The organism is Massilia timonae CCUG 45783, from assembly GCF_000315425.1.
Classification (GTDB): Bacteria; Pseudomonadota; Gammaproteobacteria; order Burkholderiales; family Burkholderiaceae_D; genus Telluria; species Telluria timonae.
Map to the genome: position 1 here is coordinate 207,819 of NZ_JH992926.1, position 13,833 is coordinate 221,651.

A 13,833-nucleotide genomic window follows, 5' to 3' on the forward strand; every position below is an offset into this window, starting at 1 on the left:
AGGAAGGCTCTGCCGTGGACAGTGATAATGCAACCCCGGGCCGGCGCGCCGCGGCGCGCGGTAGCGCGACCCGGTACCGTGCCCGTGGCCGGCGCGCGGCCGGGGCCTCAGGCGCGGCTCCCGGTGCGGGGCGCGAGCTGCCCCGCCAGGCGCGCCAGCGGCGCCAGCGCGGCGCCGTATTCCACCTCGTCGATCGCGCGCCGCAGCGGCGCCAGGTCCTGCGCATAGGGGCCGCCGGCCAGCAGCGCCTCGAGCTGATCGAGCGCGTCCTCCGCCCGGGCGTCGTCGGCGCGCAGCCAGGCTTCGAGGCGGGCGCACACCTCCGCCAGCGCCTGCGGATCGGCCGGCTGCGGCCGGCCGGCCGTCGCCACCTGGGCCAGGCCGGCCAGCACCGGTTCGGCGGCGGCGATCAGCGCCGGCACCTGGACTCCGATCCGTTCATGCAGTCCGGCGCGCAGGTCCTGGTCGAGGCGGCCGGCGGCGGCGGACAGCGCGAAGGCGCCGATATAGGCCGCGCTCGACTTGAGGTTGTGCGCCAGCGACTGCATGCGCGCATGGTCGCCGCCGTTCAGGGCCTCGCGCAGGATCTCGGGCGCATTGCCGTACTCGCGCACGAAACTGCCGGCGCGTTTCTCGAGCCGGCTGCGCTGGCCGTCGACGTTGTCCAGGGCCAGGCCCCAGTCGATTCCAGGCACCGCCGGCAGGGCGCGCGCGGTGGTCGCGGGCAGAGCCGGCGCCGCCTGTGGAACGTGCGCGATGGGGCGGCCGACGAGGCGGGCCGGGTCGATCCACTTGAGCAGGGTGCAGAACAGCAGGTCGGGGTCGATCGGCTTGGTCACGTGGTCGTTCATGCCGGCCAGGCGGCTTTGCTCGCGGTCGCTGGCCATGGCGTGCGCCGTCATGGCCACGATCGGCAGCGCGCGCAGGCGGGGATCCTGGCGGATCGCGCGCGCGGCGGCGTGGCCGTCCAGCTCCGGCATCTGGATGTCCATCAGCACCAGGTCGTAGTCCCCCTCGCGCGCCATGCGCACCGCCTCCACGCCATTGAAGGCGACGTCGACCTGCATGCGCGCCGCCGCCATGAAGTCGAGCGCTACCTCGCGGTTGTTCGCATTGTCCTCGGCCAGCAGGATGCGCGCGCCGTCCAGGCGCGGCAGGTCGGCCATGATGTGCGGCGGCATACGCTCATCGGCGCCGTCGTCGACGCCGTCCGGCGCTGGCGCGGCGTGCGGATGCAGCACCTGCAGCATGCTGTGGTACAGCAGCGCCGGGCCGACCGGCTTGTTGAGGAAGGCGTCGACCGGCAGTTCCCCGGCGGTCTCCAGCACCGCCTCGCGGCCGACGGCCGACACCATCAGGATCGCCGGCGGCGTGGCCCCGGCCACGCAGGCGGGGATGCGGCGGATGGTGGCGACGCCATCGAGGTGGGGCATCAGGTAATCCATCAGCACGATCTGGTAGGGGCGTCCTTCGGCCTGGGCCGCGGCGAGCATGCGCAGGCACTCCTCGCCCGAGGCGGCGCTGTCGGCCTGCGCGCCGAAGGTGTCCAGCATCTCGCACAGCGCGGCGCGCGCGCTGGCGCTGTCGTCGACCACCAGCGCGCGCAGGTCGGTCAGGATCGCCGGGCGCAACGCGCCGGCGTCGCCCTGGCCGTCGTCGAGTCCGAGGGCGACCGTGAAGATGAAGCAGCTGCCGGCGCCGGGCGTGCTCTGGACCGAGATCCGCCCTCCCATCAGCTCGACCAGCTGGCGCGAGATCGACAGGCCCAGCCCGGTGCCGCCATACTTGCGGGTGGTCGAGCTGTCGGCCTGGGTGAAGGAGTCGAACAGGTATTCGAGCTGGCCGGCGGTCATGCCGATGCCGGTGTCGCTGACCGAGAACGCCAGCATGACCCGGCCGTCGCCCGCCGCGCCCGGGCGGACTTCGACCGCGACCACGATTTCGCCGCGTTCGGTGAACTTGACCGCGTTGCCGGTCAGGTTGATCAGCACCTGGCCCAGGCGCAGCGGATCGCCCACCAGCCGTTGCGGCACGCCCGGCCCGACCCGAAACACCAGTTCGATGCCCTTGGCGTCGGTTTTCACCCCGACCAGGTTCGACAGCTGCTCGAGCATCTCGTCGAGCGAGAACGGCGCCGCCTCCACCGACATCTTGCCGGCCGCGATCTTCGAATGGTCGAGGATGTCGTTGATGATGCCCAGCAGGTGTTCGCCGGCGCCCAGGATCTTGGAGACGTAGTTGCGCAGCCTGGGGTTCGGATCGGCCATCAGGGCCAGCCGGCTCATGCCGATGATGGCGTTCATCGGGGTGCGGATCTCGTGGCTCATATTGGCCAGGAATTCGGACTTCATGCGCGCTTCGGTCTCGGCGCGCTGCATGGCCTCGCGCAGCGCCTTGGCGCGCAGGCTCAGGATGCGCATGAAGACCAGCATGTCGAAGGTGATCCCGAACTGCAGCGCGTGAGCGGTCCAGAAATTGACCGGCACCTCGCCGGCGGCGATCAGGGTCTGCGTGATCGTGCCGCCGTAGCTGGCCACCCAGCTGATGAGGAAATAGGCGCCGATCGCGTCGCGCTGGCGCATGCGGCGGAATGCCGCCGGCACGCCGAGAAGCATCGGGACCGCGCCGATGGTCGTGGTGATGAAGATCATCGGAAGGTAGCTGATCCAGTCGAAGGCCCACCCCACGCCGGTCACCGCGCAGATCGCCGCCCCGCTGCGCATGATGATCCTGAAGATGCGGTCCTTGCCGGGCCGGGCCATGATCTGCTCGACGAACAGGTAGGCCCCGACCGAACCGATCATCGACGCGATTCCCATCATGTGCGCGCTGAACCACAGGTGCTCGCGCCACAGGAACTGCTCGGCGGTCCCGTACCAGCTCGCGAGGTAGACGGTCAGGCCGCCGATGAACAAGGCATATTTGAGGAACAGCGCGTCGCGCAGGGTGGCCCACTGGCCCAGGCTGTAGACGACCAGGCAGGCGGCGATGCCGAACAGCAGCCCTTGCAGCATCTGCTCCTTGAGCGAGGCGCGGTGGAAGGCGTCCTCGTGATAGAAGGTCACCGGCAGCACCTTGGGGCCACGCGATTCGATCCGCACCAGCAGCGTGTACTCCTGGCCCGGCGCGAGCTTGAGGGCGACGGCCGGCACCCGGCCCTTGAGCGTCCCTTCCATGTCCTGGCGGCGGCCGGCGGCGGCCAGCTTTCTCGGCTCCCCGCCTTCGACCAGATAGACGTCGAGGTGTTCGATCACGGCGACATCGAACTCGACCACCCAGGCCGAAGGCGCATCCGGCGCGACCCGGAAAGGAATCCGGATCCAGCTCGGCGCCGGATTCAGGCCCAGGGTGGCGTACGCCTTGTCGGGCGCGGTGAAGCGCTCCGGCGCGGCCAGGACGGCGGCCGCGTCCAGGGCCTTGCCGGGGTCGCGCAGCAGGCTGGCCGCGGGCCAGCCTTCGACCGCCGGCGTGTCGGCGGCCAGGATCGCCGCGCCGGCGCCGGCAGCGCCGGCGCCGGCGCACACGAAGAGGCAGAGCGCCAGGCCGAGGAAGATGGACAGCGCGCGCATGCTCAGGCCGCCCGTTTGTCCGCGTCGGCGCCAGCGCCCGCCGCCGGCGGGGCGCGGTGCCCGGCCAGCCTGGCTTCGAGCCGGTTCAGCCAGCGCGGCGCGCGCGGGTCGTGGCGCCACTGGCCGAGCGCGTCGTTCAGCGTTCCCAGCAGCGCGTCGGGCAGGCGCAGGGGCCGGGTCTGGTCCATCAGGAAGCGGGTCACCAGGCGGTAGCCGAAGGTGCGCGTGAGCATGCGACTGATCGAGAAGCCGGGCACGGCCAGGCGCACGAGGGCGTCGACGGCGCGCACCAGGCCCAGGCCAGCCGTGAACACGAGCCGCGACAACAGCGGCTGGCGCCGGTTCAAGCCGAGGTCGGCGCTGGCGTCGCGCCCGCACAGGTGGCGCGTGAGCAGGGTCGGGAAGGGCTTGAACAGGCGCAGGGGGATTTCGTCCTCCATCGCGCGCATCAGCGCCGCCGCCAGCGCCGGGCGCGGATCCGGCGCGCGCGCCAGCTCGCGTCCGCGCGCCTGGATGTCCAGGAACGCCTGCTGCGCCTGTGCCATGGTGTCGGGCATCAGGGAGCGCTCGATGCCGAGCATGTGACCCAGGACGTTCCAGGCATGCAGGTAGTCTTCTTCGTCCTGGCGCTCCAGGCCAAGGCCCAGCTTGCGCAGGCTGCGCAGGAACACATAGTGGAAGGTCAGCAGGGTGTAAGCCAGCTCTTCCTGGTTGCACGGCAGGCCGTTGCGCGCGGTGTCCCAGCCGTGGGCATACAGCGTGTGATAGATGCCGCCGCCGGCGGGGAGCAGCGGGCGCACGGGGCCGGCGCCGAGCGAGTCGTCGGGCGAGCCGCGCAGGATCAGGTGGCGGATGGTGGCGTGGATCAGCCTGACCTTCAGCGCCTGGGCCACGCCGGCGCCCTCGCGGCCGGTCAGCCCGCCGGCGAGCATGACGGGGAAGATCATGGCGGCGGTGGAGCGCACCCGGTAGTCGGTGTGCGCCTCGAGCTGGCCGGCCGCGTGCAGCACCGCCGACAGGTCGGGCAGCACGTAGCATTCGGGCAGGCTGGCGCAGAACAGCAGGGTGCAGGACAGCATGCTCATGTCCATGAACAGGCTTTCCGCGCGCGCGATGCGCGCCGGCTCGGCCCACCCGGGCAGGGCCAGGCAGGCGCCCAGGTAATCCTTCAGCGCCGCCCCGGCGCGCGGATCGAGGCCGTGCCCCGGCTCCCAGTGCGCCAGGGCGCCGTTGCTTTCCCAGCGCGCCAGCTCGCGATTGACCGCGGCGATGCGCTCGGCCAGCTGGTGCGGACCTTCGGCCCCGGCCAGCATGCCGGCGACGGCGAGATCGGCGGGCGGGTCGGCCCGCATGGACGGGGACGGCGGATGGGGTGCATCGCGGTGCATACGGTCTCCTGGTGCGGCGGTGGGAAGCGTCGGAACGCGGCCCCGGGTCAGAATCGCCAATCCAGGCGCAGGTCGGCGGTGCGCGGCGCGGTCGGCGTGGCCATCCCGAAGCTGTCGATCAGCGACGGCCGCACCGAGTTCTCGAGATTGCGCACGCGCGCCAGCAGGCTCCAGTTCGCGGCCATCGGCTGGTAGCGCAGGGTGGCGTCGGTCGTGGTGTGGGCCGGGATACGGTATTCCAGCAGGTTGCTCGGGATCGTGATCGCGTATTCGGCGCTGCGGCGCGCGAACACGCCGGCATGCAACTGCCCGCCCAGGGCCTGGAAGCGGTGCTCGTAGCCCAGGGTGTAGACGTGGCTCGGCGTGCGGTCCAGCTTGCGGCCGGCCCAGGACACGCCGGCGGTCGGCCTGTAGACGGCGTAATGGGCGTCGAGGAAGGTGGCGCCGTAGCGCAGGCGGCCGTTGGCCCCGACCCGCAGCTCGCCGTCGAGTTCCAGGCCGCGCGAGCGGGCCTGGCCGGCATTGCCGGTCAGGAGGCGCGGCGCGCCCGAGACGATCGCATTGCTGCTCAGCTGCAGGTTGGTGTAGTCGTAGTAGAAGGCGGCGGCATTGAAGCTGAGGCGCCCGTCCAGCAGGCGCGACTTGAGGCCGGCCTCCCAGGCGCGCAATTCCTCGGGCTGGTAATACAGGTAATCCGGATCGACCGCGGCGGCGGCCGGGCAGGCGACGCCGCCAACGTCGGCGCCGGCCACGCAGCCGTCGTTGAAGCCGCCGGCTTTGTAGCCGGTCGCCAGGCTGCCGTACAGCAGCGTGGTCGGCGCCAGGTCGACTTCGACGCCCAGGCGCCAGGTGGTGCGCGCGGTGGACAGCGCGGCGGCGTTCGGCAGGCGGCGGTCGGTGGCCGGATTGAACACCGGTCCCTGCTGGAAGTCGGTCGAGCCGACGCGGTCCTTGTCGTCCTCGGTGCGGCGCGCGCCGGCGGTCAGGCGCAGCGCGTCCAGCACGCGCCAGGTCAGCTGGCCGAACACGGCGCGGCTTTCCGCCCGGGTGTGCAGCGGGAAGGAGTAATACGGCGGCAAACCGACCGGCCGCAGGCCCTGGAACGCATACGAGGTGTTCGAGTCTTCGCTGAAGTAGTACAGGCCGGCTTGGGCGCTGAGCGGACCGCTGCCATTGGTGGCGACGCGCAGCTCGTGCGAATCCTGTTCGTTGTGGCCGTCGTAGTCGTTGACCACGCCGAGGGCGACGGTCGGGGCAACGCGGTAATAGTAGTTCTGGCGGATCGCCTGGTCGAGCTTGCGGTGCGAACCCAGGTAATACACGGTGGCCGGACCCAGGTTCCAGCTCAGGTCGGCCGACAGGCCGCGTGCGCGGCGGTCGTGCCAGCCCTGCACCGGCGTCATGTTCGGCGGGCGGAAGCTGTTCGTCAGCCGCTCGTCGGTGGTGCTGTCGCGCCAGACCGGCCGGCCGCTGGCCACGCCGGTGAAGAAGTTGGTGTCGGGGACCATGCGGTCGTTATTGCCCTCGGTCTCGCCATGGTCGTAGCGCATCACCAGGGTGGCGTCGCGGTTGAGCTGGAGCCTGGCGCTCAGGCGCGCATCGCGTTCGTCGCGGTCCATCCCGGGGCGGTGCGGCGTGCCCTGGCCGTTCTTCAGGAACGGATCCTGGCGCAGCTGGCTGACCGCGGCGCGCAGCGACAGCGCATCGTTGACGGGAACGTTGATCACGCCGTCGACCTTGCGCCTGCCGTAGGTGCCGGCCTCGAGGCCGAGCGCGCCTTCCAGGCGGTCGGTCGGCGCATTCGAGATCACGTTGACCAGGCCGGCGGTGGTATTGCGGCCGTACAGCGTGCCCTGCGGGCCGCGCAGCACTTCGATGCGGTCGACGTCGAGCAGGTTGGCGCTCTGGCCGGCCGGGCGGGCGATATAGACGCCGTCGAGCATGAAGGCGGCCGACGGGTCGCCCTTGTCAGTGGTGTCGTTGTTGCTGATGCCGCGGATCGTCACGCGCAGGCCCGAGAAGGCCTGGTCGATGTGCACGTTCGGCAGGCGCGGGCCGATATCGGCCGGGCTGATGGCGCCGAGGTCGCGCAGGTGTTCGCCGCTGACGACGCTGACCGCGACCGGGGTGCGCGACGCCAGCGCGGCGGTGCGCTGGGCGGTGACCACGACCTCCGGCACGGCCGAATCGTCATTTTGATTGGGGGGGGACCTGCTGTGCGTGAGCGATGCTGCAGACGATGCCGGATACCGCCGCGACCAGCAGCTTCCGGGCTGGTCGGACCTGCTTTGCTTTCATGTAAAACTCCCTGTCTGGACCGATACTCACCCGTCCTGGGTAAGCCATCCTCAATTGTTCTATTTTGGCAAATAAAATTGCGCCAGAGGATGCAAAGTCTGCCAGACTAGCAGCACATGATTACAGGCAATAGGCCCGGAAAGAGATATTGAACAGAATGCGACGAGAATGCAACGCTCGCCTGTCGGGGGTCTGGTCAAGAAGCCAACGGAATGCGCCGGACAGTCTTGCGTGGGCTGCATCGCGCGGTCGGCCCCGGCAGCGCCGCGGACCGACCGCCGGCCCAGTCAGGCTGCCAGGACGGGACGCGCGGCAGGCGCGGCGCGGCGGGCATGCGGCGCCGCGGCGGCGCCTTGCTCCAGGCGGAAGGTGCCGACCACGGCCGACAGCTGCGCCGCCTGGTCGCGCATCGCATCGGCGGCCGCCGCCGCCTCTTCGACCAGGGCCGCGTTCTGCTGGGTCACCCGGTCCATCTCGACGATGGCGGTATTGACCTGTTCGATGCCGGCGCTCTGTTCCTCGCTGGCAGCGGCGATCTCGCCCATGATCACGGTCACCTGCTCGATGCTGTGGACGATCTGTTCCATGGTGGCGCCGGCGCGCGCCACCTGTTGCGTGCCCTGCTGGACCTGGCTCACCGAATCGTCGATCAGGCTCTTGATTTCCTTGGCGGCGGCGGCCGAGCGATGGGCGAGGGTGCGCACCTCGCCGGCGACGACCGCGAAGCCGCGGCCTTGCTCGCCGGCGCGGGCCGCCTCGACCGCCGCGTTCAGGGCCAGGATATTGGTCTGGAAGGCGATGCCGTCGATGACGCCGATGATGTCGACGATGCGCTGCGACGCGGCGTCGATGCGGCCCATGGTGCCGACCACGTCGGCCACCATCTTGCCGCCTTCGCCGGCCACGCCGGCGGCGTTGGCGGCCAGGCCGTTGGCGTGGCGCGCGTGTTCGGTGTTCTGGCGTACGGTCGAGGTGAGTTCTTCCATCGAGGCCGCGGTTTCTTCCAGCGAGCCGGCCTGCTGCTCGGTGCGGCTCGAGAGGTCCTGGTTGCCGCTCGCGATTTCGCCGGAAGCGGTGGCGATGGTGGCGGTGCCGTCGCGCACCTGGCCGACGATGGCGGCCAGGCTGGCGTTCATGCGCGACAGCGCCGCCATCAGCTGGCCGACCTCGTCGCCGCGCTCGAGCGCCTGGCGGCTGAATTGGCTGGTCAGGTCGCCGCCGGCCACGCGTTCGGCCACATCGAGCGCCTCGCGCAGCGGCGCCGTGATCGAGCGGCTGATGAACCAGGCGCAGGCGGCGCCCAGCAGCAGGGCCGCGCCACCCAGCGTGAACAGGATCACGCGGGTGCTGGCATAGGACGCCAGGATCGACTGGGCGACGCCGTCGGCGGCGCTGATCTGCATGGCGGCGAACTTGTCGACCGTGGCCAGGTAGGACACGGTGCGCGGGCTCAGCTGCTCGCGGTAGATCGCGTCGAGACGGGCCTGGTCGCCTGCGCGCTTGGCCTGGAACAGGGCGTCGCGCGCGGCCATATACGCCAGGCGCTGTTCCTTGACGAGCATGAACTGCTCGCGCACGGCGGGATTGCGCAGCGACTCCTCGATTTCCTTTTGCAGTACGTTGGAGCGGCTGGTGATCGCCTGGCGGCGCGGGCCGATCACGTCGAGGATGCCGGCGTCGACCGCGTAATAGACGGTCTCGTTGATGGCGCTGTTGATCTCGATGTTGCGGCGCCATTCGGCGACGCTGCGCTGGTTCTTGATGCTGGTATTGACCAGGCGGTCGGTCAGGTCGGCCGCCGACTGCATGCGCGTCAGGGCGGTGGCGCTCATGGCGAGCAAGAGCACGAGAACGATGGCAAAGCCGATGCCCAGGCGGGCGCCGATATTGAGTTTTTTCACGAGGGTAGTTTCCAGGCGGCTTAGGGATCCAGGCTGACCGCGCACGCGGCCAGGCCGGACTGGCGCCCCGCATGCGCTCCCGTGAGGAAGCCCACATGCGGCGCCAGATCGAAGGCCCTCAGTATAACCCGCAAATCCAGCAAAGCAATTGCTGTGCGGCAAATTTGCAACATACGGGATTTCCGACGTTGCAATTGCATGTACCCGGCTGGTCAGCTGAGTGCCGGCAGCGCGGCGCGCTCCTGCCGCTGTCGCGGCGCGGTCCTGGCGGCGTCACCGTTTCCGAGGCGGAAAGTGCCGACCACGGCCGACAGCTGCGCCGCCTGGTCGCGCATCGCATCGGCCGCGGCGGCCGCCTGTTCGACCAGGGCGGCATTCTGCTGGGTCACCCGGTCCATTTCGGCGATGGCGGTATTGACCTGCTCGATGCCGGCGCTCTGTTCCTCGCTGGCGGCGGCGATCTCGCCCATGATCACGGTCACCTGGCGGATGCCGTCCACGATCTGCCCCATGGTGGCGCCGGCGCGCGCCACCTGCTGCGTGCCTTGCTGGACCTGATGCACCGAGTCGTCGATCAGGCCCTTGATTTCCTTGGCGGCGGCGGCCGAGCGGTGGGCCAGGGTGCGCACCTCGCCGGCGACGACCGCGAACCCGCGCCCCTGTTCACCGGCGCGGGCCGCCTCGACCGCCGCGTTCAGGGCCAGGATATTGGTCTGGAAGGCGATGCCGTTGATCACGCCGATGATGTCGACGATGCGCTGCGACGACGCGTCGATGCGGCCCATGGTGCCGACCACCTCGTCGACCATCTTGCCGCCTTCGCCGGCGACGCCGGCGGCGCTGGCGGCCAGGCCATTGGCGCGGCGCGCGTGTTCGGTGTTCTGGCGCACGGTGGAGGTGAGTTCCTCCATCGAGGCCGCGGTTTCCTCGAGCGAACCGGCCTGCTGCTCGGTGCGGCTCGACAGGTCCTGGTTGCCGCTCGCGATTTCGCCGGACGCCTGCGCGATCGCCGCGCTGCCGTCGCGCACCTGGCCGACGATGGCGGCCAGGTTGGCGTTCATGCGGCCCAGCGCCTCCATCAGCTGCGCCACCTCGTCGCGGCCCTGCGCGTCGACCCGGCTGCCGAGGTCGCCGTCGGCCACGCGCTCGGCCACCTCGACCGCCTGGCGCAGCGGCGCCGTGATCGAACGGGTGATGAACCAGGCGAAGCCGGCGCCGAGGATGATCGCGGCCACGGCGAGCACCAGCAGGATGATGCGGGTCTCGGCGTAGGACGCCAGGATGGTGGTGCCGACCGCGCCGGTGGCGGTGCTCTGGCGGTTGGCGAACTCTTCCAGCGCGGCTTCGAAGGCCCGGGCGCGCGGCACGAACTGGGCGTTATAGGCCTGTTCGAGGCGGGCCGGGTCGCCCGACAGCTTGGCTTCGAGCACGGCGTCGCGGGCGCCGTCATAGGCGCCGCGCAGTTCCTTGGCGCGGTCCAGGAAGACGCGCACCTTCATGTTGAGCAGGTTGGCGTCGACGTCGGCTTGCAGGGCTTCGGCCCGGCGCACGTTGTCGCGCAGGCGCGGCGCGAGTTGCGCGACCACGCCAACGTCGCCCGCATGGTAGACGGCGTCGATCAGGGCGTCATTGACCTCGACCGCCTTGCGCCATTCGGACACCGTCTGCTGGTTCTTGGTGCTGGTATTGACGAGGCGGTAGGTCAGGTCGCCGGCCGTCTGCATGCGGGTAAGCGAAGTGGCGGCCATGGCCAATAGCAGGGCAAGCACGACGGCAAAGGCAAGCCCCAGGCGGGCGCCTATCTTCAGGTTCTTCACTGGATCAGTCTTTCGTGGTTGGCGGCGCGACCGTCGAGCCGCTCGCGTGAAGCGAGACGGAGGCGGGGCCGATGCATAACAAGCATCAATCGAGATGCCGAAACCAATAGTGTATCGCAATAATCGGATGCATGTTGCCGTGCGGCATCAGTTTGTGACCAATCCGTATCGGAACAGTTGCACGCCCAGTCCTACAGGCTGCGAGGTCGCCCGCCTATTGCCGTCACGAGCCCACCGGCTAAGATGGGCCGACATGATTGAACATGAGGAGATCGCCATGTCGACGCACAACGAAAGCAAGGATGTGAAGGGACGCAGCTGGGATCAGGTGACCGACGGCACCACCAGCGCGGCGACGATGGGCGCCGGCGCGACCGGCGAGGTCGGCGCCAGCGCCGAGCGCAAGGATCCGGCCCAGCGCCAGGGCGATGGCGCAATGCAACAAGGCAGCCAGGGCAGTCAGGCCGGCCGCACCGACGACCTGCTGGCGGGTGGTTCGAACGACGAACAGTCCGACCAGGGCTTCCAGGGTGGGGCCAACCGCCAGTCGGGTCCTGCGGGGACGCTTCAGACTGCGGGCCAGACTGAGGCAGGCGCGGCCGATGCCGACGATGACGAGTACGACCAGGGGACGGCGCGGCGCGGTTAGTCGGCTGGATGCGTCAGGTGCGCAGCAGCGGTCGTTCGGCACAACGCCATGGCCGCCTCGCGCCGTCGGGCGGCGCGCTTACCGACATTCGTCGCTTTTTGATAACTTTCGGCAAGTTTGTGTCAAAATGTGGCGATGAACCACGAGCTTTCCAATATGCCCGCGCTGACGCGGTCCTACCGCGGCCAGTCCCAGGAGCAGCGCCGCGCCGAGCGTCGCAGCCGCCTGGTCGCGGGCGCGATCGCCGTCTACGGCGAGCGGGGCTACCACCAGGCGACGGTGAAGGCGGTCTGCGAGGCGGCCGGCCTGACCGAACGTTATTTTTATGAGTCCTTCGCCAACAGCGAGGCGCTGCTGATCGATTCCTACAATACCGTCACCTACGCGGTGCTGGGCGAGATCCTGCGCGCCGGCGAAGCGGCCGGGCGCGGCCGGGTGGCGCGTTCGCGCGCCATGCTGCACGCGTATTTCGCGGCCCTGCAGCGCGAACCGCAGTCGGCGCGCGTGTTCCTGGTCGAGATCCGGGGCGTGAGCCGCGCCGTGGACCAGGCGTTCGACACCTCGCTGCGCGCCATCGGCCGCGACGTCGCGCGCCTGCTGGACTCGAGCGCCGCGAACGATGAATTGCTGCAGGCGGGGGTGATCGGCGGGGTGATCCACATTGCCCTGCGCTGGATCGAGGACGGCTACCAGCCGCCGATCGAGCGCGCGGTCGAGACGGCGCTGCGCCTGGGCACGGCCCTGGCCGCGCCGCCGCGCAGGCGCGTCCGGCCGGCCTGAGCATGAACGCCGCCCCGAGCGGGGCGGCGCGCCGGTTCAGATGTGCAGGGCGTGGCCGAGCGCGCGCAGCGCGGCTTCCTGCACCGCTTCGCCCAGGGTCGGATGGGCGTGGATCGTGCGCGCGACGTCTTCCAGCTGGGCGCCCAGCTCGATCGACTGGGTGAAGCCGGCCGCCAGCTCCGACACGCCGACGCCCACCGCCTGCCAGCCGAGGATCAGGTGGTTGTCCTTGCGCGCGACCACGCGCACGAAGCCGTCCGTGCCCTCGATCGTCATCGCGCGGCCGTTGGCGCTGAACGGGAAGCTGGCCTGGATGGCGTCGATGCCGGCGGCTTGCGCCTCGGATGGCGACATGCCGGCCACGACGATCTCCGGGTCGGTGTAGCACACCGCCGGAATCGCCGCCGGCTGGAACCAGCGGCGCTTGCCGGCGATGATCTCGGCCACCATCTCGCCCTGGGCCATGGCGCGGTGGGCCAGCATCGGCTCGCCGGTGAGGTCGCCGATCGCCCACACATTGCGCATCGACGTGCGGCATTGCTCGTCGACCTTGATGGCGCGGCCCGCCATGTCGAGCATCAGGTTTTCGAGGCCCCAGCCGGTGGTCGCCGGCTTGCGGCCGACGGCCACCAGCACCTTGTCGGCTTCCAGGTAGGCCTCGACGCCGGATGCGTCGCGCACTTTCACCCGTTCGCCCTCCATCCCCAGCACCGAGGTCGCCAGGCGCAGCTCGACCCCGAGTCGTTCGAGCGACCTCGCCACCGGCTTGACCAGGTCGGCGTCGTAGGCCGGCAGGATGCGCTCGGCCGCTTCGACCACCGTCACCTGGCTGCCCAGCTTGCGGTAGGCCGTGCCCAGCTCGAGGCCGATGTAGCCGGCGCCGACCACCACCAGGCGGCGCGGCACGCTGTCCTGGGCCAACGCCTCGGTGGAGGAGATCACCGGCCCACCGAACGGCATGAACGGCAGCTCGACCGCCTGCGAACCGCTGGCCAGCAGCAGGTGCTCGCAGCGGATGCGCACCGTTTCCTGGCCGTCGGCCTCGACTTCGACGGTCTTGCCGTCCAGGACCCGCGCCCAGCCGTGCACCACGCGCACGTCCTGTTTCTTCAGCAGGGCGCCGACGCCGCCGGTCAGGCGCTTGACGATGCCGTCCTTCCAGGCCACGGTGCGCGCCAGGTCGATCCTGGCGCTGTCCACGGTAATCCCGAGCGGCGACTCCTGGGCCGCGTAGGTTGCGGCCTTGTGGAACTCGTCGGCGGCGTGGATCAGCGCCTTCGACGGGATGCAGCCGACGTTCAGGCAGGTGCCGCCGGGGTTCGCGCCCTCGACCACGATGGCCGGGATGCCCAGCTGGCCGGCGCGGATGCCGGCCACGTAGCCGCCGGGACCGCCGCCGATGATCAGTAAGGTCGTGTTGATCGTCTCCAT

8 protein-coding genes are annotated in these 13,833 nt (G+C 70.2%); 2 read left to right on the forward strand and 6 right to left on the reverse strand.

Features of this window, described 5'->3' with window-relative positions; all coding sequences use genetic code 11:
* Positions 1–107 precede the first annotated feature (107 nt).
* The 5 genes from HMPREF9710_RS26785 to HMPREF9710_RS23745 form a co-directional block, all read right to left on the reverse strand.
* Positions 108–3,569, reverse strand: coding sequence for a hybrid sensor histidine kinase/response regulator family protein (locus tag HMPREF9710_RS26785; protein ID WP_005670692.1), 3,462 nt, complete (start codon positions 3,567–3,569; stop codon positions 108–110).
* A 2-nt stretch (positions 3,570–3,571) separates the two neighbouring features.
* Positions 3,572–4,957 (reverse strand): oxygenase MpaB family protein, encoded by a 1,386-nt coding sequence (locus tag HMPREF9710_RS23730; RefSeq protein WP_005670695.1) that lies wholly within the window; start codon positions 4,955–4,957, stop codon positions 3,572–3,574.
* 47 nt (positions 4,958–5,004) lie between these two features.
* Complete coding sequence (locus tag HMPREF9710_RS23735) at positions 5,005–7,137, reverse strand: TonB-dependent receptor (protein ID WP_005670697.1); 2,133 nt, start codon at positions 7,135–7,137, stop codon at positions 5,005–5,007.
* A 405-nt stretch (positions 7,138–7,542) separates the two neighbouring features.
* Positions 7,543–9,156 carry a methyl-accepting chemotaxis protein gene (locus HMPREF9710_RS28870; protein ID WP_005670700.1) on the reverse strand — a complete coding sequence of 538 codons (1,614 nt, stop codon included), beginning with the start codon at positions 9,154–9,156 and terminating at the stop codon, positions 7,543–7,545.
* Positions 9,157–9,368: 212 nt separating this feature from the next.
* Complete coding sequence (locus HMPREF9710_RS23745) at positions 9,369–10,973, reverse strand: methyl-accepting chemotaxis protein (protein ID WP_005670703.1); 1,605 nt, start codon at positions 10,971–10,973, stop codon at positions 9,369–9,371.
* Between the two features lie 277 nt (positions 10,974–11,250).
* Between HMPREF9710_RS23745 and HMPREF9710_RS23750 the strand changes: the two genes are divergently transcribed.
* Positions 11,251–11,622 (forward strand): hypothetical protein, encoded by a 372-nt coding sequence (locus HMPREF9710_RS23750; RefSeq protein WP_005670705.1) that lies wholly within the window; start codon positions 11,251–11,253, stop codon positions 11,620–11,622.
* Between the two features lie 135 nt (positions 11,623–11,757).
* Entirely contained in the window at positions 11,758–12,402 is a 645-nt protein-coding gene (locus tag HMPREF9710_RS23755; protein ID WP_005670707.1) for a TetR/AcrR family transcriptional regulator, read from the forward strand.
* Positions 12,403–12,438: 36 nt separating this feature from the next.
* Here HMPREF9710_RS23755 and lpdA read toward each other — a convergent pair whose 3' ends face one another.
* On the reverse strand, positions 12,439–13,833 hold the full coding sequence (lpdA, locus tag HMPREF9710_RS23760; RefSeq protein WP_005670709.1) for a dihydrolipoyl dehydrogenase: 1,395 nt from the start codon (positions 13,831–13,833) through the stop codon (positions 12,439–12,441).

Coding starts and splice junctions, on each gene's coding strand:
- HMPREF9710_RS23755 (WP_005670707.1), top strand. CDS start 11,758: ATGAACCACGAGCTTTCCAATATGCCCGCGCTGACGCGGTCCTACCGC.
- HMPREF9710_RS23730 (WP_005670695.1), bottom strand. CDS start 4,957: ATGCACCGCGATGCACCCCATCCGCCGTCCCCGTCCATGCGGGCCGAC.
- lpdA (WP_005670709.1), bottom strand. CDS start 13,833: ATGGAGACGATCAACACGACCTTACTGATCATCGGCGGCGGTCCCGGC.
- HMPREF9710_RS23750 (WP_005670705.1), top strand. CDS start 11,251: ATGTCGACGCACAACGAAAGCAAGGATGTGAAGGGACGCAGCTGGGAT.
- HMPREF9710_RS26785 (WP_005670692.1), bottom strand. CDS start 3,569: ATGCGCGCGCTGTCCATCTTCCTCGGCCTGGCGCTCTGCCTCTTCGTG.